This window comes from Paenibacillus sp. EB106-05-06-XG162, assembly GCF_058791655.1.
Genome location: NZ_JBYTDT010000001.1, coordinates 477,220 through 494,804, shown reverse-complemented (window position 1 = coordinate 494,804; position 17,585 = coordinate 477,220). Strand labels below are relative to the sequence as shown.

Sequence of the window (17,585 nt, the reverse complement as noted above, 5' to 3'; positions counted from 1 at the left end):
AGATTATTTAAATAATTCTATCATGAGTTCGGCTTGGCATGCAATCCCCTTTTTCCCTGAATGTAGAAATGATTGTCAAGAAGAACCTCGAAATGCTATGATGTTGTTGTGATAAATGGGATAAGATGGAACCGGATCACCCGGGAGACAATAAGGACTTGAGGTGGTATAACGATGAGTCAAAGCGCTTACATAACATTCGTTGAAGGATCTACCGTGACGGAGATGTCCCTGGAGGACGTGAAGCAATCACTCCTTCACTACAAAGAACAGACGGCACTAACGGGCAAGCAGCTTGATTGGGATTATGCAGAAGCTGCCTTTCCGTATACGATTGAGACGCGGCCAGGGGAAGAGAAGCAATGGTTTTATTTGAAAGGCGCTCTTCCCCGCTACAAATATATCCTATTCGGTGTAGGGTCTCGTGTCGAAGATGACCAAGAACGCCACTATATCCAGGTCGTTCTTCCCGAAGAAGCCACGCATGGCGACAAAGCGAAAGGCAACGAACTCTGCAAGTACATTGCGCGATCGAATAAAGCTCAGCTTCGTATGTTCAACGGCAGAACGTTTTATTTCAATCCACGCAAATAATGATAACGGTACAAGCATAAACGCCTTCGGCGTCTTTCCAAAGGACGTAAAGCGTTTAAGCGAGAAATATAAGAACAGTTTATCTGTGAAACTTATAACTTCTTATATTTTGGAAAAACCCGCCAAGCATCTGCTTGACGGGTTTTGTTGTTTGAATTAGCCTTCGTTCGCTGCAACAAGCTCTTCATAAGCTTTCTGAACGCGATCCCATTCTGCTTCATCTTCAATATTATAAAGGACCATTTCCTCGTCCTCTTCTTCCATACGAAGAATGACGCCATCCGCTTCTGGATTGCTGCGCTCAAGCAACAAAGCATATACACTATCGTCACAGTTAAAAGTTTCAACGAGGACCATTTCCACTTCTTTACCGTTCTCATCCGTTAATGTTAGTACAAATTCTTCATGGTCGTGGTCATGACTGTGGTCGTGACCGCATCCGCAGTTGTCGTGATCGTGATTATGATCGCTCATCTGTAAACCCTCTTTTCAGTTATTATGTACACCTCGTATCGTAACATGTTCCTGGACAAGGGTCAAACATCGAATTCTCAATTCTTTACCCTATCAATAAGCGATTAGATCGCAGTAATTTCTTTCTCAGCAACGCGTGTATAGTCCCCGCCCGAAGGCTTGACAAAGAATGCAATCGTATACTTTCCTGCTGCCTTAAAGTCGTATGTAAGTTCTTGTGTTTGGAACATGAAATATTCCTTGCGTTCCTTCAGATCCAGTTCCTGAATATCTTTCACTTTGCCAGCAGGATCAATAATCGATACCTTAACCGCATCTGCTGCCACCTTCAAATTATCTACCGAACATAGCACATTGAACTTGAATTCCCCGCGCTTCACGACTCCGAAAATATCTTTACCTGAGAACGTGAGCATATGGACATTCGGCTTATTCACAGTAACCTTTTTCGCATTATCATCCCACTCGACGATCGCCTTAAGTGCTTCGCCAGCTTGGCTCACCGAAAGGTACGTCTTTCCATCTATCATGACAGCTCCATCGCTTACTTCTTCTCCGTTAAACACCATTTTAATCTTCTGTGTTATGGAATCTGCAAAAATAACCGAACCGCCCATCAGCGATAGTGCAAGTGCTACAACCATTACTCTTCTAGCCTTCATCAATTATAGACCTCCAATATTGTGACAGTTGATTGTATATACTCCAATTAAAGGCCAGAGTTGCGGTCTAGAATAGAATAATTTATTGTTGATTATTGCGGTTGCCCGGGAAATGAAGAGAAAAGGTTTGCTTCCCCATTTCCCGCTCGCATTATTTCGAAATTAATGTTCTTGTCAGAATGCAAGGTACCCCCTTGCCGACTGACCCTTCTTTACGCATATGTTCCATGTAACGAATCCCTCTTGCGCACTGCTTCTTACAGACTTCACAACGGTCCGAGGTCACAATGCGCATCGTGTACTGCGCACGCTCGGATGATTTTTTCTTCTTCTTGACGGATTTCCCTTTGGCCAACGGAATCATCTCTTTTCATACAAAGTTCTTCATTCCTCCATCATATGAAAAGGGAGCGTTCCATGTTCGCCCCGGCTGGTTCAAAAAGAAAACGATCTGCATGGGAAATATCCCACACAGATCGTCTATTTGCTGCTTATAGAATCGAAATATTCCGTTTCCATTTATCGAAACTTTATAAAAAATTCTATTGGAAGGTCGGCAAATTGTCCAAGTTATTCGATGGGTCGCCATCGGCATCGCCACGAATATACATTTCACCATCGCGCCCTTTAAAGGCGTTAACACCAGCAATCTCTCCATTTTTAACGGCTTGCAGTGCTTCTTGGTACTCCAGAACGCGCCCGGATGAAGTTTTGAATTGACGAATATCACCGTCTCCATTTTTCTGAACAGCTACAATTGTCTCACGTTGATTCGCTTCCATGGTTACATCCGCTCCTCGATCTATAGTCGTCGTGTGTTCGAGGATAGTATAACCTTATAGCGGTTTTTTCATACGAACATGTAGAATGCCGGCGTCATAGAACGGTTCTTGTGATATCACTTCATAGCCGAGCTTCGCGTAGAATATCTCTGCTTGACACTGCGCATCTAAAATTGCGTCACTCAGACCCAAATCCTTGGCAATTTGTTCGAGAGCTAACAGCAATACACGACCATATCCGTATCCTCGATACGCTTTCTTCACCGCAATACGCTGCATTTTCGCCATATGATCTTGATAGATGGTTAACCGGCCTGTCGCCACCGCTTGTCCTTCATACTCGAGCAATACATGATAAGCCTTGCCAGCGAGTGTATCGTATTCATCAATCTCCAAATCTTCAGGCACCTGCTGCTCATGAACAAAGACTTCTAATCTGATGGAGAGACACTTATTGAGTTCTTCTTCTGTCTTGACTTGAATAATTTGCGCTGCCATGTCTTCACCTCTACCCTGGATATCGAACTTCCTTAAATTTGTAACATTCCTGATTATACAAAAGAATGTTTTTGATGTATAGTTGGGGTGGAATGAAGCTCGAATGATTGAATGCGAAGGGAGGTCATCGCCATGACAGCCGCAATTATTGGATCGATTATTATTATTGCTCTGATCACATGGGTCACCTTGTGGGTAACGCGTAAAGCCTATTCGAGAAAGTGGGAAGAAGAGTAGGATCGTGCGCAGGACACTTATTTATCAATCTCTGTAAGTCGTCTTAGCCAGACAAATTGTTCATCATGTTTCATGCTATCCCTACTTACGAAGATTGCGAGCAACCAGATGACTCCGATAACTAACATCGAGAAACATAATAACCACCCGATAAATACGCCAACTTCGTTCATTCGCACCCTCCTCTTGACCTAGAATCACTACTTATGACAATTTTATGAATGATCGGTGCGAATTAGTCCGACGACCTCGTGCTTTACCCGTTTTTTGGAAAGGAGTTCCACCATGTCTTTTGTTTTACCGCAAGATTGGAATCAGCAGCTGCATGAAGAATTAGAGCAGCCTTACATGCAGGAGTTGAGTGAGTGGCTAGATGCAGAATATCAGCATGAGACCATTTACCCGCCAAGGGAATACCTATTTGAAGCGTTCCGATTAACGTCCTTCGCGAATACCAAGGTCGTTATTCTGGGGCAAGATCCATATCACGGGCCCGAGCAGGCGCATGGACTGAGTTTCTCCGTTCGACCTGGGGTACGGATCCCACCTTCGCTTCGAAATATCTATAAAGAATTACAAGCAGACCTGTCTTGCTCCATCCCTGATCATGGAACCTTAACGGATTGGGCGGCGCAAGGCATTTTGCTGTTAAATACCGTACTAACGGTTCGTGCTGGACTCCCTGCATCGCATCAAGGACAAGGCTGGGAGCGGTTCACTGATGCCGTATTGCATGCACTTCAGCAGCGCAAAGAGCCACTCGTCTTCATTCTGTGGGGCAACCATGCGATTCAAAAGGCCGAAACCATCAACTCTGAGCGCCACTGCATTATTACTTCAGCACACCCGAGTCCGCTTGCGGCGCGCAAAGGATTTTTCGGTAGTCGTCCATTCTCTCGCACGAATGAATTTCTTATACAACAAGGGCTAACACCAATCGATTGGAATCTTGATTATCTTGATATTTTTGCTACTATTAAAGAGGATAACTCGAAGATTCGGTCATAAGGGAGCTAGTACGATGAAAAATTTAGTAGGGAAACAAGTTATGGTCTATTATGGTCAACGGATGCAGCTTACCGCACAAGGGACCCTAAGTGAGTGGAACGAACAGGAAGAGATGATTACCCTCGCTCCCGAAGGCATTCGAATTCCGATCGCACAAATCGCGAAAGTCGAGCTGTTGGAACCTGTGGAAGCGCGATCTGAACTTGCGCAAGATCCTGCTTATCGCTCAGGTAATGTTCGCTTTGTCATGCACGATACCGTTCAATTCGATAATGCGATCTACTTTCAATCCCCCGTGTCCATTTGGCATAAAGATCGACTCATCTGTCATGAGAATCGCATCATCCATCATACGGAGCATGAAGTTACGATTCAAGGCGGTACCGTTTTCCGCAAAGATGAATGTCAGTTTATCGTCAAATCCATGATCGGCATTCAACACTCGTCTAGAAATGAATAAGAAATCGCTCAAATCCAAGAGCGCAATCATAACAAAAAGGTAGCCGAATTCGGCTACCTTTTGTTGTAGGAGAGGTTATTTCCAGTAATCAGAATAGACATGCACAACTTACGATTACCAAAAGAATGAAAAGCACCAAAATCGTACCTGTGCTAGTAAAGAAACCAAATCCTCTTTCTTCTACTACTCCCATGCTCCTCCCCCTCTCTGAAGAAGAATTATTAGTTACGGGACATTGTATGTTGATTGCTGCTCGAATGTATGGGCAAGTATATAGATCGAATTTGTTTTTATAGGTTAATCCCTCCTACTCGAAATGACATACCTTGTTACAAGAGAAATTGACTTGTGTTAAAGGAGGGCGTACACAAATGCCGCAATATCACATTATCGTTGATCTATCAGATCGAATGCTGTATGTATTAGATGGAGATCGCGTGGTACGCGGATTTCCTGTAGGTGTCGGGAAGATGGTCACCCAAACGCCAAGCGGGGAATTCGAGATCATTAACAAGGTCCCAAATCCAGGAGGACCGTTCGGCGCCTTTTGGATGGGATTATCAAAGCCCCATTATGGCATTCACGGTACGAATAATCCATCATCCATTGGCCATGAAGTCTCGCATGGGTGTATTCGCATGTATAATGAGGATGTCTTGCAGCTGGCTTCAATGGTTCCAATCGGCACACCTGTCACGATTCGACCCTAGGACATTCGCCCATTTCTTTTCCGGGCGAGTGTCCCGAGTGTTGAGAATAGCATACGTTATTCTATACTCAACAATCAGGAGGATGAATCAATATGACCTATGTTCCAACGACGTATCAAGATCCTAACTACGCCGGGTACTACCCTTATCCATATCCTTGCGATCAATATCCATACTGTCCATCGCCGTATCCTTACCCTTACTCCTACTATCCAAGCTATACACCATTCTTCTTCCCCATCTTTATTGGCGGATCCCATGACGGCTTCCACAATGGATTCCACGACGGTCATCACGGGGGTCATCACGGGGGTCATCATGAGGGTCATCACGGCGGCGGACATGAAGGTCACCGTGGGCCATTCTATGGTCAACAGCCGGGATTCCATGCCAATCAACAGAACGAAGTTGTTCGAGTCAACCATAAGAAAAAGTAACATGCAAGACAAAACGCCTCCCCAGTGCAGGGAGGCGTTTTTACAAGCCCAAAATTGTTACCGCTATGCATCAATGCATGGAAATAACAGTTCTGCTGCATACCACGTTCTTAAAACCAAGTCATAATAAATGGAGCTACGCCAAGTGTAATAAAGGCGGTCGCCATCATCGAAATCCCCGCGACAGAACCCGCAACAGCATCATATTCAAGTGCCTTGCTAATTCCACAGGCATGCGCACTTGTTCCGAACAAAGCGCCTCGAGCGACCGAGCTATGAATCCTAAAATATTTGACGATCATCGGCCCAATAATCATACCTAACAGCCCCGTAACTAATGTAGCCACCGCAGTCACTGTCGGAATCCCACCGATCATATCCGATACGGAGACTGCTATCGGGGTTGTTGTTGAACGCGGTGCAACCGAATCCGTAATTTCCTTGGTGAGACCTAACATCTTCGCGATACCCGCCGAAGTAATAATGGCAATAATCGCCCCGGCACCTACACTAACGATAATCGCCATTACATTCTTTTTCAGTACATCAACATGTTTGTAGAGCATAACCGCAAGAGCAATCGTTGCCGGCTTAACCATCTCGGACAACCAGCCTGCGCCTTCATTATAGGATTGGAAGGATACGCCGCTAAATTGAATCAATAGGATCACAATAATAGGCACGATCAGGACAGGCGTTAAGTATACTTTTGGGAAAGCCTTATATAGACGTTTGGAAGCAAAGTAAATTGCCACCGTAATGAATAACCAGAAAATCGCTTCTAACATTCGCTGTTCCCTTCTTTCTTAGCTGCAAACCGTTGACTGATAAGTCCTGTACAGATCATCACGGCTAATGTACTGAGAAAAATTGTAATCGTCAGACGAAGCCCGCTCTCCACTACCAAGCTTTTGTAATTAATAATCCCGACGGCCGCAGGGATAAAGAATAACAGCATCTCGGCAAGCAGCCAATTGGACCCTTGTTCGATCCAATCCATTCGAATCACTTTGAATTTCAATAGAATGAATAATACGGCGATCCCAATAATCGTACCTGGTATAGGAGAATGAATCCATGCTGCAAAAGCATCCGATATTTTGGCTACGATAATAAAAAATAGAACTTGGATGACGGTTCTAAGTAGTGTTCTCATGGATGAATCCATCCCCTCTCTGTATTCAGTATACAGATTCCATTCCCATAGGTAAAATGAATATATATTATGGTTTTCATTCCATCTAGCTATGAAGAGAGGTCTTCCCTATGGATATACGGCACTTACAGTACATTACAGAAATTGTGCGCTGCAACAGCTTCACGAAAGCGGCAGAATCCTTACATATCACGCAGCCGACAATCAGCAAGTCCATCATTAACCTGGAGCAAGAATTGAATACGGAAATCTTCGTTCGAGAGGGCAAACAAATCAAATTAACGGATGCGGGCGACGCGATCATGAACTATGCAGAACCCATTCTGCATTTATTCGACCAGCTGATGGCTGAAATTAATGACTTGACCTACCTTAATAAAGGAAATATTCGCATTGGGATTCCGCCAATGGCAGGCTCGAGTTATTTTCCAATGGTAATCAAGCAATTTCAAGCCACCTATCCTGGGATCACGATTCACATGGTGGAGGATGGCGCCAAACGCATCGAAGAACGAATAGAAGAAGGCGATATTGACGTGGGGGCTGTACTGCGGCCGATCGATCATGAAATGTTCGATTCATTTCCAATCGTCGAGGATCGCTTGAAAGTCATTATGCATCCATCGCACCCGCTGGCAGAACGTAAGCATATTGAACTGCAAGAACTATCCCAAGATCGATTTATTCTATTTAGCCACCAGTTCGCGCTCCATGAACGGATCATTCATGAATGCCGTGCCGTGGGATTCGAACCACAGATCGTGAGTGAGAGCTCGCACTGGGATTTTATTGGTGAAATGGTGGGGGCGGATATCGGAATTGCCATGCTGCCGGATACGATCTGCCGACTGCTCTCCCCAGAGAAGGTTCGTGCGGTTACATTAATCAATCCAATCATACCTTGGCAGCTATCGATGGCTTGGCGTCGGGTGGGATACCTGTCGCGGGCATCTCGTGCATGGATTGCTTTTACGAAAGAATATTTCGGTATCCTTTCTTGAGACGCAAAAAAGAGCGGCCCAATGAAATTTATCAGCGGGACTGCTCTTTATTCTTTTTTCGAGAGTTTTCGAGGTACATAATACATCATATTCTCTTCGTTCGGGCATCCTAAATCAATCATTTGACGAGACAAGGAGCACCGTGATGAAACATGATGATCTAGACCAAGTAACCGATCCAAAAGTATTATATGATCTCGGCCTTGCGGACAAAACCCTCATGAAGACCGAGCAACTCATTCAAAATATTGATCACGCTTATGACAACAAGCCTTACAGCACGATCATGAACACCGAAACGGAAGGAGAGGTCAATTGACCTCTAACCATTGGCTATTAACCACAAGTATCGTCTTCCAAAATGAGATGACTGCCACGTTCTACAATGACATAATCCGCATGTCGTATGAACCAGTGCTCAGTTTCCTTATGCTCTGACACCTCAACCCCGAACTCCCCATCCGCCGGTTCAAAGTCATACCAGCTTGTAACCAATACCTCTTGACCCATCTCGAATGGATGGTCGTTCGTGTTGCCCGTAATTTTCACTTTATCTCCTGGCTCTGCATGTCCGATATGCTGTTCTTTCATTTCAAATCCTCCATTATCTTCATTAAACACTCTGGGATGCTGTGCTGTGTTACTGCTCTTCACTAACGACTACCGAATCTCGAATCTGTTCGAATGAAATGGGTTGATAGTCCCAGTGTTCAACACTTACGTTGAAATAACTCTTCCCCTCATACTTCTGGCCATGGATATGTCCGTGCACATTCACAAAAGGCATATGTCTGTTCATATACATCGGCTCATGCGTGAGGAAGAAAAATTGCTGGTATATCATCGGATGCTCACTTACTTCATTAAATCCTACATCCAGCCACCACGTACGCGAACGCCCTCGATCATGATTGCCTAGAATCAGATGCTTATAACCGTTCAGCTGACTGACAATGTCTCGGGTCCGCTCACGATTCCAGAAGGAGAAGTCTCCGAGATGAAAAACTTTATCTTCTTGCTTCACGACAGCATTCCAACGCTCTATCATATACCGATCCATTTCCTCAACGCTCTGAAAAGGTCTCGATTCAAAATCAATAATGCCGCGATGACCAAAATGATGGTCGGATGTAAAGAAAACCTGCTGCATGAAGTCACGTCCCTTCGCGAATCCTTCTTTCTCTATAGAGTCTAACATGTTTTGGATTTCTGTCAAAATAAGAGAAACGATCTGAATTTACGACTACAATCGGCCTCGCCTCTTAGGCATCCGTATATTTTACAAGCTTACCGGGTTCGAATGTTTTCTCAATCATGTTCAATAAGTGCCTGCACAGGGCTTCCGTTGAGAGTAACTGTCCTGTTTGATGTGCATGTTTAAAATACTTGGCCATCTCAAATTCTTGAGCGTTCTTCTCCCTTGCGAGCATCTGCATCTCGGTATCGACCATGCCGGGGTCTACAGCAATAATTTCTACAGGGAATTGGCTTCTGCCTTGCTCTAAGCCGACACATTGCGAGAACATATTCAAGCCCGCCTTGGCCGTGCAATACACACTCATATCCGGTGCGGGATAGGAGCCTGATCCGGATGATATATTGATGATTTTACGCCGGATTCGTACGTTCTCCGATAAATTGATAAAACAAGAGGTTAGCAGCATCGGTGCGACGAGACTGATCTGGAGGTTTTTATGGATCTCACCTAGCGTACATTGCTCGATCGGCTTGAGCGGCTCTGCCATAGCTGCGTTGTTCACGAGACAAATCATATCCGCATGATGGAGATCGATTTGGTTGAACACCGTATCCATCAGGTTCTCAATCCCCGAGGTATCACTTAAATCATAATGAATATGTGTATAATTCTGAAACTCCGTCAGGCTAGAATCCCCTCTGGATATGCCGTGGACCTTGTGGTCTTGCTCCAGCAGCATTTTGGCTAACTGTTCACCAATTCCTCTTGAAGTCCCTGTAATAATGAAATGATTCCGACGCATTGCATCTCCTCCAATAGTTAACAAATATCTATGATATGAGCTCACGTTCAACCGTTCACGAATGATGATTTAGTTGGAAGACCAAATCTTCTCATTATAGTAATTCATCGTCGCTTAAATGCTGCACCGCGTTCACCCATTATTATTCTATTCTGTTGCTTCCATATCAAGACAGAGTTATGTATTTTGAAGAAACTCTAACATCCCTATATACGCTTTTTCTACGAGCTCTGGCGTCGTCCATGCATTCGATAGATACCTCGATCAGGAGCATACATGTTCATAAATTCGATTCACTCCTGCCATTTACCTTCTTCTCCATGTCAACTACTTGGACATCAGAAATGTAAAAAAGCCACCGATGAAGGTTCATTCATTCGGCAGCCTGATTTTATTTAGTAAGACAGTGATCAACTCAATCGACTGCGTATCCTTCGATATCGCAAGCGACACACACTGCTCTATCCTGCACTATATGTAAGAATGAGCTTCCTGAGCGCTTGCTTGATATCCCCATGAAATAATCCTCCATGATAGCAGATAATCTGCTCAATGTCGTAGTTAAGCAACAGCTGAACGGAATTGACAGCCTCTTCTAGATTCAGGGTATAGGTAGGATTAGCGATGTTGAATGTGCCATCTTCAATCACGACGGCATCTGACGCAATCAGAGTTCTGCTCTCTGGCAAATATAACGAAATATGCCCAGGCATATGGCCAGGGGTATGTACGATCTCAATACCGCCGCACCAAGGAAACTTGTCTCCATGAGATACCGAACGGTCAACGGCAGCTGGCTCGTAGGACTGTAAGAAGCGAATAAATTGTTCAGCACCTGGTTTTTCTTCGGCCTGCAGATCATTATACGTTGATTCAGCCTGTTCAAGTCGCAACGACTTTTGTCTTCCTTCAATATACGGTATTTCAAGATCATGCGCGATGATTTCAATATGTGGATACAGCTGCTTAAGAGAAGCAAGTGATCCATAATGGTCCATATCGTGATGGGTCACAATCAATTTTGTAATTGACTCCAGCTTGACGCCGTTCCGGTTAGCCGCTTCTTCAAGACGAGATATAAAATTAGGATAACCACAGTCGACGAGAATGGTATCGTGTTCATCCCGTAGCAGAACCGGGGTGATAGCCTGTTTTTGTCCGTTAAACTCAAATTCAATATCAAGTAACTGATAATTAATCATACCAATACCTCCATCCCAAGCAACATTTAGATACCTGATTATAAGTAATTCGAACTCAGACATCAAATTCTACGACAATCAGTTAAAGTAAGGTTAGTGCTAAAAATTAAATATTGCAATCAATTATGAATAACTAGGAACAATCACCCAAACCAAGAGAGAGCTGCCTTCATAACATATCGAGTACTAAAAGTTAGGGAGGTGCTTACATGTCCGGTTTAGTTGGTGGAGCTTTTACAAACACTGGTACAATTCTTGTATTGTTCATCTTATTAGTTATCGTCGCCTGCAGTTGTATGGGTGGCTTTGGATTCGGTATTTAATAACTAATAATGCCCCTTAAGTACTTTTAGTGTTTATTGTCGTCAATGGAGATAAACATCGAGAGCTAGTCCAAACCCTTGGTATCCATTATAAAAGCCTTACGTAATAAGCTGCTCCCGGCATGGTGCTGGAGGCAGCTTATTTACCTATGACCCGCTGCTAAATGAGAATATCCGCTGAAATCGTCATTGTATCACGTTTCATGTCTCCACATAAAGAAGGCGAAAATTGTACAATCCAATTTTCGCCCCTGCCTTACATTACTCTATCCCTTCAAACCGCTTAATCTCATTCATTCGATTGCAGCGTAAGCCGGAATCGGTATTTCATATTATCTTCGAACCACATGACAAAGTTCGTTCCCCACACGTTGTTGTGCAAATTAAAATGAAAACCGCGGTCCAACGGAACGAAGGTGTTGTCGAATTCCAGAATTCTTCTTTCACCCGGACAAACAATTGGCGCATCCAATGTCTCGATGAACGCCGTACCGTCCGCCCCCCCATAGTACAAGCCTGTTTGAACCCCGTGCAAATTCCTGTTGCCGTTCTTGACGACAGACAGCGGCGAAATGCGGCGCCCCAGCTTATCCATTTCCCACATATTCGGATTGTCGACGAGTGGCGCGAAAGAAAACCAGCTCGCCTCAGGCAAGCGGCACGCTTGTTTCTCCTGCCATTGCAGTTCGACTTCAATATGCGGACCGCTGCGCTGGAATTTATATAGGACATTCAGCTTCCGAGGAGCTCCATGATGCTCACATACGTCGTCCGGTAGCTGTAAATCGATACTTACTACGTCGTACTCCGGCTGTCTATCCAGCATAATTTTGTCGGCTCTCGCCTTAAACAGCTTATGCACTGGCTTAGGATCAACATATTCGATCCCCGGCTTGCCTAAGTCGTTATCAGCCCAACCGTGATGTCTAGGCAAATTGGTCACATATTCTTGGAAATAGCGATCATAGCTTTCTTTACTGAACGTTTCATATCGGAATTTGCCCAGCTCATGCTCTTCATCGGCCCATACTTTTCCGCTGTTATCCGTCAAGGAACAGATCGATCCATCAGAAGCGAAGGCGACCCGGAAAGCTCCAAGCTCGTAGTATTCACCGATCTGTAGAGACTTAGATTGATCAAACACTTTACCGTCCATCGAAGGGCTTAGTTGTTCAAGCGCAGTTACCGCTTCTTCAGCCAAATCTTCAGGTAAGGCAGCAATTGCCTGATTTAAGTAGTCACGCTGTTCTTGCCACGAGCTCTCATAAGAGCTGAAGCGGCGATCTGGAACTGCTTGGTTACGGAGGTAATCGAATTTCTTCCACTTCGCGTCATCGATCACGTCCCGCTTCCTCGCGGCAGCTAGATCAGATGGCGAATAGTTCGTAAAATCAACAAGATACACGGATGAATTCATTCCCCAAGTATGCTCCGGAATAAGCATCATATTGTCACAGAATCGGTCATATGCCTCGCTCTGTACATCAAGCGCACCTGAATCCAGCCACTTGTCGCGCAGACGCAGCAGCTCACGGTAACGCGCGATTTTCCATGGGTCAGAGGCGGCGCCATGGATCCATGAATCACCGATTTCTTCGGTGATCATCGGCAAACGGTGCTTCACCGTCTGCAGCTTTTCTGCATAGGCATCCATGGTTGACGCCATTATACTAGCACCCGGATAATCGCGCTGCAGCTGATCATAGAGCCCTTTCACTTCTTCCAATTTAGGAGGACCGAAATTATCATGTGTATGAGCAAAGTACAACGCATCCTCCATACCTTCCAGATGAAAAGGCTTACCATAAGCATCGGCATAATTCACTATAATTTCAGAACCATCCGCTGCCCGCCATACAAACATTTTCGGTACACTCGGATTTTTGGATACATCGTTGACGCCGATATGTAAATATTGAATACCGCTTTTCGCTAACAGCGGAACCATCGCGATCGTATGACCAGGAACGTCCGTCATTTTGGCAGCAATGGTAGAACGGCCAAACGTTTTATCCAAATCTTGAGATAACGATAACCCATACTCGAACAGGCGTTCATCCATGAGCTCTGTATGTGTCGTGAAAGGCAAGCCGTGCCATACGATTCTGCCTTGGCGAATTCCTTCCTCCATACGAGCCCGCATCGTCTCTGATGCTGTCTGTAAAAATTGCTTGATTAGCCATGAGCCTGTCGTCCACACGAATTTGACAGGTCCTTCCTCTTGAGCGAGCTTCTCCGATAAATCCAGAGCCTGTGGTATGAAGCTGTTCATATAACGATCGACAACATCTTGTGCCATGTGCGTATAACCGATATCCAGATGGGTTTTAAATACGACATGGACTCTCTTAATTGTACTCACTCTAGCTTCTCCTCCAATGCCTCATGTTGTCAGTCCGACACACATCGTGCGGCTATGTCATTCACTTGTGCAGCGGACATGTTTGTCTATCTAACCCACATACTACTCCTTCACACTACCTACGACAATGCCTTTAACAAAAAACTTTTGAAGGAACGGATAGACTAGCAAAATAGGCAATGAACCGATGATGATTTGCGCTGCTTTCGTCGTTCGGTCCGAAATCTCGGACATATGCTTCGCCTGCAGCATGCTGATTTTGGCAAAGTCAGGTTTAATAATAATTGTCTGTAAATACGTAGCCAGCGGATATTTATCCGGCGTCTTCATAATGAGCAATCCGTCAAACCACGAGTTCCATTGTCCGACAAACGTAAACAGTACGATCGTCGCGAGCGAAGGCATCGAGATCGGTACCAGAATACGCCACAGCGTCGTCCAATGGGATGCTCCATCGATGAAAGCGGACTCCTCCAGCTCTTTGGGCAAGCCCCGGAAGAAATTAAGCAGCAGCACCGCATTAAATACTTGAACCGCACCCGGCAGCACAAGCCCCCAGATCGAGTTCATCAAGCCCATCATCTGAATCGTCATAAACCACGGAATCAACCCACCGCCGAACAAGATCGTAAAGATGAAGAACCACGCATATGCCGTTCGGAAGCGGAAATCTTTCACTTCCTTAGACAATGGGTAAGCAAGCAATATCGTCAGGAACATACTGATCGATACACCTAGAACGGATCTTTCAATCGAAATGACAAATGACTTTAAGAACTGAGAGTTCTGCAAAATAAACGAATAAGATGAGAGTGTAAAATTGACCGGCCACAGCTTAACCAGCCCGGATGATGCGGCAGTACTGGTGCTAAATGATAGGGCAAGTACATGCACCATCGGAGCAAGACATAATAAGGATAGAAAAATAAGAAACACATAGTTGCACAAACTGAACAGCCGATATGTGAATGACGGACGATGAAACATAGCAATGTCCCCCTAAAATATACGGTAGTTGGATAGACGATACGCGAGCCAATACGAAATGCTGATTAACAATAAAGATACGACGGATTTGAACAGCCCAATTGCAGTTGCGACGCTGTATTGCGCATTGACGACACCGGTCCGGTACACAAGTGTGTCCAATACATCTCCTGTCTCGTATACGGTCGCATTGTAAAGGGTAAAAATTTGATCGAAGCCGGCATTAAGCACGTTCCCCAAACTCAACGTCAACATGAGAATAACAATGGGGAGGATTACCGGAAGTGTAATATGCCTCGTCTGCTGCCAGCGTGATGCGCCATCGATGAGAGCCGCCTCATATAATATCGGACTTACGCTCGTAATAGCCGCTAAATAAACGATGGTACTGAATCCGAATTCCTTCCATATATCCGAGATAATAAGTACAGGACGGAACCAGTGGTTGCTGCCTAAGAAAAAGATGGGCTCTACGCCCAGAAATCCCAGCAGTTGATTAACAATGCCTGTTTCGGGAGACAAAATATCGATTAATATGCCGCCCAAAATAATCCAGGACAAAAAATGCGGTAAATAAATCAGTGTCTGAATCCCGCGTTTGATTAATGCATTACGAATCTCATTCAAAAGTAGTGCGATGATAATCGGCACGATAAGTCCAGTACATATTTTCAATGAGGCGATAATGACTGTGTTTTTGATTGCCTGCACCGTATCCGGAAGCATAAAAATGTAAGTGAAATTGTCGAAACCGACCCATTTTGAATTAAAAAAACCCATTAGACCGTTGCCGCGTATGCGAGTAAATTTTTGGAACGCAATGACGATGCCAACCATCGGGATATAGCTAAAAATGATAGCCAAAATGAAGCTAGGCAAGATCATTGCATGCAGCGGAAGCTCCCTGATCCACCTTTTACGCATATCGGTACCTCCTCTTATCCCCATGAAGTAAAGAGAGAGGGGAGTGTGATCCCCCCTGTCACTTTCTAAATTCAGCTTGTTATTGCTGCTTTGCGTACCATTCGTTGACTTCTGCTGTAATTTGATCGCCGCCAAGCTTTTTCCATTGCTCAACAAATTTATCGAACTCGTTGATGGAAGCAGCGCCCATAATGATTTTGGTAAATGTTTCGTTTTGCAATTTGTCCAGCACACCTTGTCTTTCGACCATCGTCGGTGTATTAGCTCCCAGATAAGCCGTCGTCAGTAATGTATCCTTATAGCCGGCAAGCACTTCGAACGAGGATTCCGTTGGACCTGCCTGACGGTAGGTTGCCCATTGTGAGTCGTCACCGTTTTTGAAAGCCGTGACTTTATCATAGATAGCCTTCTGCTCCGGATTCAGCTTTGACACATCACCGGACTCCACTGCCCCTTTCACGGCGAGGTAGTTATCTGGAACATCTTTATTGGGCGCGAACACCTGGAATAGCGGATACTGGAACAGCTCCGTGCCTTTCGCTGAAAGCGCGTATTTCTCCCAGTCAGCTGTCTTGCCATAGGCACGCTCCAACCATAAGTTCAGCATTTTGACAATGACTTCCGGATGCTCGTAACCAACCTTTGCCACTTCATATTCATAGACAGGGAATCCTACACCCGGTATCGCGGGCTTATCGTCTGCGGACACGATCGGGTACGGCTTCCATTCCATGCCTGGATTTTGCTTTCTAGCATCGTTGAACGGCCAGTAGGAATACCAGTTGGCGCCATAATAAATACCCACTTTGTTCTGCGAGATCGATTCAGTCACTTTCCCGCCGTCTTTCACAGCAAATTCCTTATCCAGAAAACCTGCTTTATACAGTTCTTGCAGCTTCGCAAGCGCTGTTTTCATTTCTGGAGCAATGTTGCCGTTCATCAGCTTCCCTGAAGCATCTTTAATCCAAATGCCCGGATAAGCATGGAATCCATTATAATAACCCGTTAAACCTGTAAGCTCTTTGCTGATGGCCAAGCCGAAGGTGTCGGCTTTTTTGTTTCCGTCTGGATCCTGCTTAATGAACGCTTCAGAGATCTTCAGCAATTCGTCCATCGTCTTAGGCGGCTGCAATTTCAATTTATCCAGCCAATCGGTACGGATCCATAAAATATCAGCGTTCGTAATGTTGCCGCCAAACTTCGGAATCGCCATTAATTTGCCGTTGAACGTTGCTGACTTTAGCGCTAGTCCGCCATCTTGATTTGCCAGCTCCTTCAGCGCAGGTGAAGCATATTTTTCCCATACCTCTGTTAAGTCCTGAACTTGGTCGCCTTCTACCAACTGGTTCATCTGCTTCGTATTTGCACCGAATACATCCGGGATGTCATTGGATGCGATCGAAATGTCCAATTTGTTGCTGTCGCCGCTTGGGTCACCCAACCAGTCATACACGAGCTTCACGCCGAGAGCGCTCTCATATTCCCTTGTCCAAACATTGTTTTCGTTCGTATCGCCATTCTCAAAGCGATCGGCCGGCAGTGCCATACGCACCGAATGAACCTCAATGGGCGGATCGTATTTGCCGATCGGGTCGTAATTTACTTCAGGGCTTTTGTTATCTGCCGGAGCGGTTGTCGCTTGACTATCTGCCGGCTGCTGCGAAGCTTCGTTGACTTTCTCATCTCCACCGCACGCCGTCACCATCAGCGAAAATCCTACCAAGCAAGCGGTTAAAAGTGTGCCTAACTTCTTCCTTTCCATTTCATA

The 17,585-nt window shown here is 45.0% G+C and carries 25 protein-coding genes; 8 read left to right on the top strand and 17 right to left on the bottom strand.

Going from position 1 to position 17,585, the window contains the following annotated elements; all coding sequences use genetic code 11:
• Nucleotides 1-174: 174 nt before the first annotated feature.
• Complete coding sequence (locus AC3WU2_RS01935; RefSeq protein ID WP_492450795.1) at nt 175-594, top strand: DUF1885 family protein; 420 nt, start codon at nt 175-177, stop codon at nt 592-594.
• 156 nt (nt 595-750) lie between these two features.
• Here AC3WU2_RS01935 and AC3WU2_RS01930 read toward each other — a convergent pair whose 3' ends face one another.
• The 6 genes from AC3WU2_RS01930 to AC3WU2_RS01905 all read right to left on the bottom strand — a co-directional run bounded on the left by AC3WU2_RS01930 (nt 751) and on the right by AC3WU2_RS01905 (nt 3,420).
• Nucleotides 751-1,068, bottom strand: a complete 318-nt coding sequence (locus AC3WU2_RS01930; protein WP_018756622.1) for a DUF1292 domain-containing protein — start codon at nt 1,066-1,068, stop codon at nt 751-753.
• A gap of 104 nt (nt 1,069-1,172) precedes the next feature.
• Nucleotides 1,173-1,730 (bottom strand): stalk domain-containing protein, encoded by a 558-nt coding sequence (locus tag AC3WU2_RS01925; RefSeq protein ID WP_026263887.1) that lies wholly within the window; start codon nt 1,728-1,730, stop codon nt 1,173-1,175.
• Between the two features lie 151 nt (nt 1,731-1,881).
• Nucleotides 1,882-2,094 (bottom strand): hypothetical protein, encoded by a 213-nt coding sequence (locus AC3WU2_RS01920; protein ID WP_492450792.1) that lies wholly within the window; start codon nt 2,092-2,094, stop codon nt 1,882-1,884.
• A gap of 178 nt (nt 2,095-2,272) precedes the next feature.
• The gene (locus tag AC3WU2_RS01915; protein WP_018756625.1) at nt 2,273-2,512 is read right to left on the bottom strand and encodes a DUF3892 domain-containing protein; all 240 of its coding nucleotides are present in this window, start codon (nt 2,510-2,512) and stop codon (nt 2,273-2,275) included.
• A 54-nt stretch (nt 2,513-2,566) separates the two neighbouring features.
• Complete coding sequence (locus AC3WU2_RS01910; RefSeq protein ID WP_492450789.1) at nt 2,567-3,010, bottom strand: GNAT family N-acetyltransferase; 444 nt, start codon at nt 3,008-3,010, stop codon at nt 2,567-2,569.
• A gap of 254 nt (nt 3,011-3,264) precedes the next feature.
• Nucleotides 3,265-3,420 carry a hypothetical protein gene (locus AC3WU2_RS01905; protein ID WP_018756628.1) on the bottom strand — a complete coding sequence of 52 codons (156 nt, stop codon included), beginning with the start codon at nt 3,418-3,420 and terminating at the stop codon, nt 3,265-3,267.
• 112 nt (nt 3,421-3,532) lie between these two features.
• On the opposite strand from AC3WU2_RS01905, the gene AC3WU2_RS01900 reads away from it, so the two are divergent.
• Nucleotides 3,533-4,255: a uracil-DNA glycosylase gene (locus AC3WU2_RS01900; RefSeq protein ID WP_492450787.1), complete on the top strand. Its 723-nt coding sequence runs from the start codon at nt 3,533-3,535 to the stop codon at nt 4,253-4,255.
• A gap of 13 nt (nt 4,256-4,268) precedes the next feature.
• The gene (locus tag AC3WU2_RS01895; protein WP_018756630.1) at nt 4,269-4,715 is read left to right on the top strand and encodes a hypothetical protein; all 447 of its coding nucleotides are present in this window, start codon (nt 4,269-4,271) and stop codon (nt 4,713-4,715) included.
• A gap of 88 nt (nt 4,716-4,803) precedes the next feature.
• Here the strand turns inward: AC3WU2_RS01895 and AC3WU2_RS01890 are convergent, their stop codons facing one another.
• Nucleotides 4,804-4,908, bottom strand: a complete 105-nt coding sequence (locus tag AC3WU2_RS01890) for a sporulation protein YjcZ (protein WP_156826095.1) — start codon at nt 4,906-4,908, stop codon at nt 4,804-4,806.
• Nucleotides 4,909-5,086: 178 nt separating this feature from the next.
• Here AC3WU2_RS01890 and AC3WU2_RS01885 point away from each other — a divergent pair, with 178 nt between their 5' ends.
• Nucleotides 5,087-5,425 carry a L,D-transpeptidase gene (locus AC3WU2_RS01885; RefSeq protein WP_492450784.1) on the top strand — a complete coding sequence of 113 codons (339 nt, stop codon included), beginning with the start codon at nt 5,087-5,089 and terminating at the stop codon, nt 5,423-5,425.
• A 92-nt stretch (nt 5,426-5,517) separates the two neighbouring features.
• Nucleotides 5,518-5,862 carry a hypothetical protein gene (locus AC3WU2_RS01880; protein ID WP_492450782.1) on the top strand — a complete coding sequence of 115 codons (345 nt, stop codon included), beginning with the start codon at nt 5,518-5,520 and terminating at the stop codon, nt 5,860-5,862.
• Between the two features lie 110 nt (nt 5,863-5,972).
• Here AC3WU2_RS01880 and AC3WU2_RS01875 read toward each other — a convergent pair whose 3' ends face one another.
• Both AC3WU2_RS01875 and AC3WU2_RS01870 read right to left on the bottom strand, forming a co-directional pair.
• Nucleotides 5,973-6,650 (bottom strand): LrgB family protein, encoded by a 678-nt coding sequence (locus AC3WU2_RS01875; RefSeq protein WP_492450780.1) that lies wholly within the window; start codon nt 6,648-6,650, stop codon nt 5,973-5,975.
• Nucleotides 6,644-7,018, bottom strand: a complete 375-nt coding sequence (locus tag AC3WU2_RS01870; protein ID WP_018756634.1) for a CidA/LrgA family protein — start codon at nt 7,016-7,018, stop codon at nt 6,644-6,646. Before AC3WU2_RS01870 ends, AC3WU2_RS01875 begins: the two co-directional genes overlap by 7 nt.
• Nucleotides 7,019-7,128: 110 nt before the next feature.
• Here AC3WU2_RS01870 and AC3WU2_RS01865 point away from each other — a divergent pair, with 110 nt between their 5' ends.
• Both AC3WU2_RS01865 and AC3WU2_RS01860 read left to right on the top strand, forming a co-directional pair.
• Nucleotides 7,129-8,019, top strand: a complete 891-nt coding sequence (locus AC3WU2_RS01865; RefSeq protein WP_018756635.1) for a LysR family transcriptional regulator — start codon at nt 7,129-7,131, stop codon at nt 8,017-8,019.
• 145 nt (nt 8,020-8,164) lie between these two features.
• Nucleotides 8,165-8,338, top strand: a complete 174-nt coding sequence (locus tag AC3WU2_RS01860) for a hypothetical protein (RefSeq protein ID WP_018756636.1) — start codon at nt 8,165-8,167, stop codon at nt 8,336-8,338.
• 17 nt (nt 8,339-8,355) lie between these two features.
• On the opposite strand, the gene AC3WU2_RS01855 is transcribed toward AC3WU2_RS01860, so the two are convergent.
• The 4 genes from AC3WU2_RS01855 to AC3WU2_RS01840 all read right to left on the bottom strand — a co-directional run bounded on the left by AC3WU2_RS01855 (nt 8,356) and on the right by AC3WU2_RS01840 (nt 11,221).
• Nucleotides 8,356-8,610 carry a hypothetical protein gene (locus AC3WU2_RS01855; RefSeq protein WP_018756637.1) on the bottom strand — a complete coding sequence of 85 codons (255 nt, stop codon included), beginning with the start codon at nt 8,608-8,610 and terminating at the stop codon, nt 8,356-8,358.
• Nucleotides 8,611-8,659: 49 nt separating this feature from the next.
• The gene (locus tag AC3WU2_RS01850) at nt 8,660-9,217 is read right to left on the bottom strand and encodes a phosphoesterase (RefSeq protein WP_492450776.1); all 558 of its coding nucleotides are present in this window, start codon (nt 9,215-9,217) and stop codon (nt 8,660-8,662) included.
• Nucleotides 9,218-9,281: 64 nt separating this feature from the next.
• Nucleotides 9,282-10,019: an SDR family NAD(P)-dependent oxidoreductase gene (locus AC3WU2_RS01845; RefSeq protein ID WP_492450773.1), complete on the bottom strand. Its 738-nt coding sequence runs from the start codon at nt 10,017-10,019 to the stop codon at nt 9,282-9,284.
• 461 nt (nt 10,020-10,480) lie between these two features.
• A complete protein-coding gene (locus tag AC3WU2_RS01840; protein ID WP_492450770.1) occupies nt 10,481-11,221 on the bottom strand; it encodes an MBL fold metallo-hydrolase in 741 nt (246 codons plus the stop codon).
• A 209-nt stretch (nt 11,222-11,430) separates the two neighbouring features.
• Between AC3WU2_RS01840 and yjcZ the strand changes: the two genes are divergently transcribed.
• Nucleotides 11,431-11,544 (top strand): sporulation protein YjcZ, encoded by a 114-nt coding sequence (gene yjcZ / locus AC3WU2_RS01835; RefSeq protein WP_018756641.1) that lies wholly within the window; start codon nt 11,431-11,433, stop codon nt 11,542-11,544.
• A 289-nt stretch (nt 11,545-11,833) separates the two neighbouring features.
• Here the strand turns inward: yjcZ and AC3WU2_RS01830 are convergent, their stop codons facing one another.
• The 4 genes from AC3WU2_RS01830 to AC3WU2_RS01815 form a co-directional block, all read right to left on the bottom strand.
• On the bottom strand, nt 11,834-13,906 hold the full coding sequence (locus tag AC3WU2_RS01830) for a DUF5054 domain-containing protein (protein WP_492450767.1): 2,073 nt from the start codon (nt 13,904-13,906) through the stop codon (nt 11,834-11,836).
• Nucleotides 13,907-14,008: 102 nt separating this feature from the next.
• A complete protein-coding gene (locus AC3WU2_RS01825) occupies nt 14,009-14,893 on the bottom strand; it encodes a carbohydrate ABC transporter permease (protein WP_492450764.1) in 885 nt (294 codons plus the stop codon).
• Between the two features lie 12 nt (nt 14,894-14,905).
• A complete protein-coding gene (locus tag AC3WU2_RS01820) occupies nt 14,906-15,817 on the bottom strand; it encodes an ABC transporter permease (RefSeq protein WP_492450762.1) in 912 nt (303 codons plus the stop codon).
• Nucleotides 15,818-15,896: 79 nt separating this feature from the next.
• Entirely contained in the window at nt 15,897-17,579 is a 1,683-nt protein-coding gene (locus AC3WU2_RS01815) for an extracellular solute-binding protein (protein WP_492450759.1), read from the bottom strand.
• Nucleotides 17,580-17,585: the final 6 nt, after the last annotated feature.

Coding starts and splice junctions, on each gene's coding strand:
- AC3WU2_RS01935 (WP_492450795.1), top strand. CDS start 175: ATGAGTCAAAGCGCTTACATAACATTCGTTGAAGGATCTACCGTGACG.
- AC3WU2_RS01930 (WP_018756622.1), bottom strand. CDS start 1,068: ATGAGCGATCATAATCACGATCACGACAACTGCGGATGCGGTCACGAC.
- AC3WU2_RS01925 (WP_026263887.1), bottom strand. CDS start 1,730: ATGAAGGCTAGAAGAGTAATGGTTGTAGCACTTGCACTATCGCTGATG.
- AC3WU2_RS01920 (WP_492450792.1), bottom strand. CDS start 2,094: ATGATTCCGTTGGCCAAAGGGAAATCCGTCAAGAAGAAGAAAAAATCA.
- AC3WU2_RS01915 (WP_018756625.1), bottom strand. CDS start 2,512: ATGGAAGCGAATCAACGTGAGACAATTGTAGCTGTTCAGAAAAATGGA.
- AC3WU2_RS01910 (WP_492450789.1), bottom strand. CDS start 3,010: ATGGCAGCGCAAATTATTCAAGTCAAGACAGAAGAAGAACTCAATAAG.
- AC3WU2_RS01905 (WP_018756628.1), bottom strand. CDS start 3,420: ATGAACGAAGTTGGCGTATTTATCGGGTGGTTATTATGTTTCTCGATG.
- AC3WU2_RS01900 (WP_492450787.1), top strand. CDS start 3,533: ATGTCTTTTGTTTTACCGCAAGATTGGAATCAGCAGCTGCATGAAGAA.
- AC3WU2_RS01895 (WP_018756630.1), top strand. CDS start 4,269: ATGAAAAATTTAGTAGGGAAACAAGTTATGGTCTATTATGGTCAACGG.
- AC3WU2_RS01890 (WP_156826095.1), bottom strand. CDS start 4,908: ATGGGAGTAGTAGAAGAAAGAGGATTTGGTTTCTTTACTAGCACAGGT.
- AC3WU2_RS01885 (WP_492450784.1), top strand. CDS start 5,087: ATGCCGCAATATCACATTATCGTTGATCTATCAGATCGAATGCTGTAT.
- AC3WU2_RS01880 (WP_492450782.1), top strand. CDS start 5,518: ATGACCTATGTTCCAACGACGTATCAAGATCCTAACTACGCCGGGTAC.
- AC3WU2_RS01875 (WP_492450780.1), bottom strand. CDS start 6,650: ATGTTAGAAGCGATTTTCTGGTTATTCATTACGGTGGCAATTTACTTT.
- AC3WU2_RS01870 (WP_018756634.1), bottom strand. CDS start 7,018: ATGAGAACACTACTTAGAACCGTCATCCAAGTTCTATTTTTTATTATC.
- AC3WU2_RS01865 (WP_018756635.1), top strand. CDS start 7,129: ATGGATATACGGCACTTACAGTACATTACAGAAATTGTGCGCTGCAAC.
- AC3WU2_RS01860 (WP_018756636.1), top strand. CDS start 8,165: ATGAAACATGATGATCTAGACCAAGTAACCGATCCAAAAGTATTATAT.
- AC3WU2_RS01855 (WP_018756637.1), bottom strand. CDS start 8,610: ATGAAAGAACAGCATATCGGACATGCAGAGCCAGGAGATAAAGTGAAA.
- AC3WU2_RS01850 (WP_492450776.1), bottom strand. CDS start 9,217: ATGTTAGACTCTATAGAGAAAGAAGGATTCGCGAAGGGACGTGACTTC.
- AC3WU2_RS01845 (WP_492450773.1), bottom strand. CDS start 10,019: ATGCGTCGGAATCATTTCATTATTACAGGGACTTCAAGAGGAATTGGT.
- AC3WU2_RS01840 (WP_492450770.1), bottom strand. CDS start 11,221: ATGATTAATTATCAGTTACTTGATATTGAATTTGAGTTTAACGGACAA.
- yjcZ (WP_018756641.1), top strand. CDS start 11,431: ATGTCCGGTTTAGTTGGTGGAGCTTTTACAAACACTGGTACAATTCTT.
- AC3WU2_RS01825 (WP_492450764.1), bottom strand. CDS start 14,893: ATGTTTCATCGTCCGTCATTCACATATCGGCTGTTCAGTTTGTGCAAC.
- AC3WU2_RS01820 (WP_492450762.1), bottom strand. CDS start 15,817: ATGCGTAAAAGGTGGATCAGGGAGCTTCCGCTGCATGCAATGATCTTG.
- AC3WU2_RS01815 (WP_492450759.1), bottom strand. CDS start 17,579: ATGGAAAGGAAGAAGTTAGGCACACTTTTAACCGCTTGCTTGGTAGGA.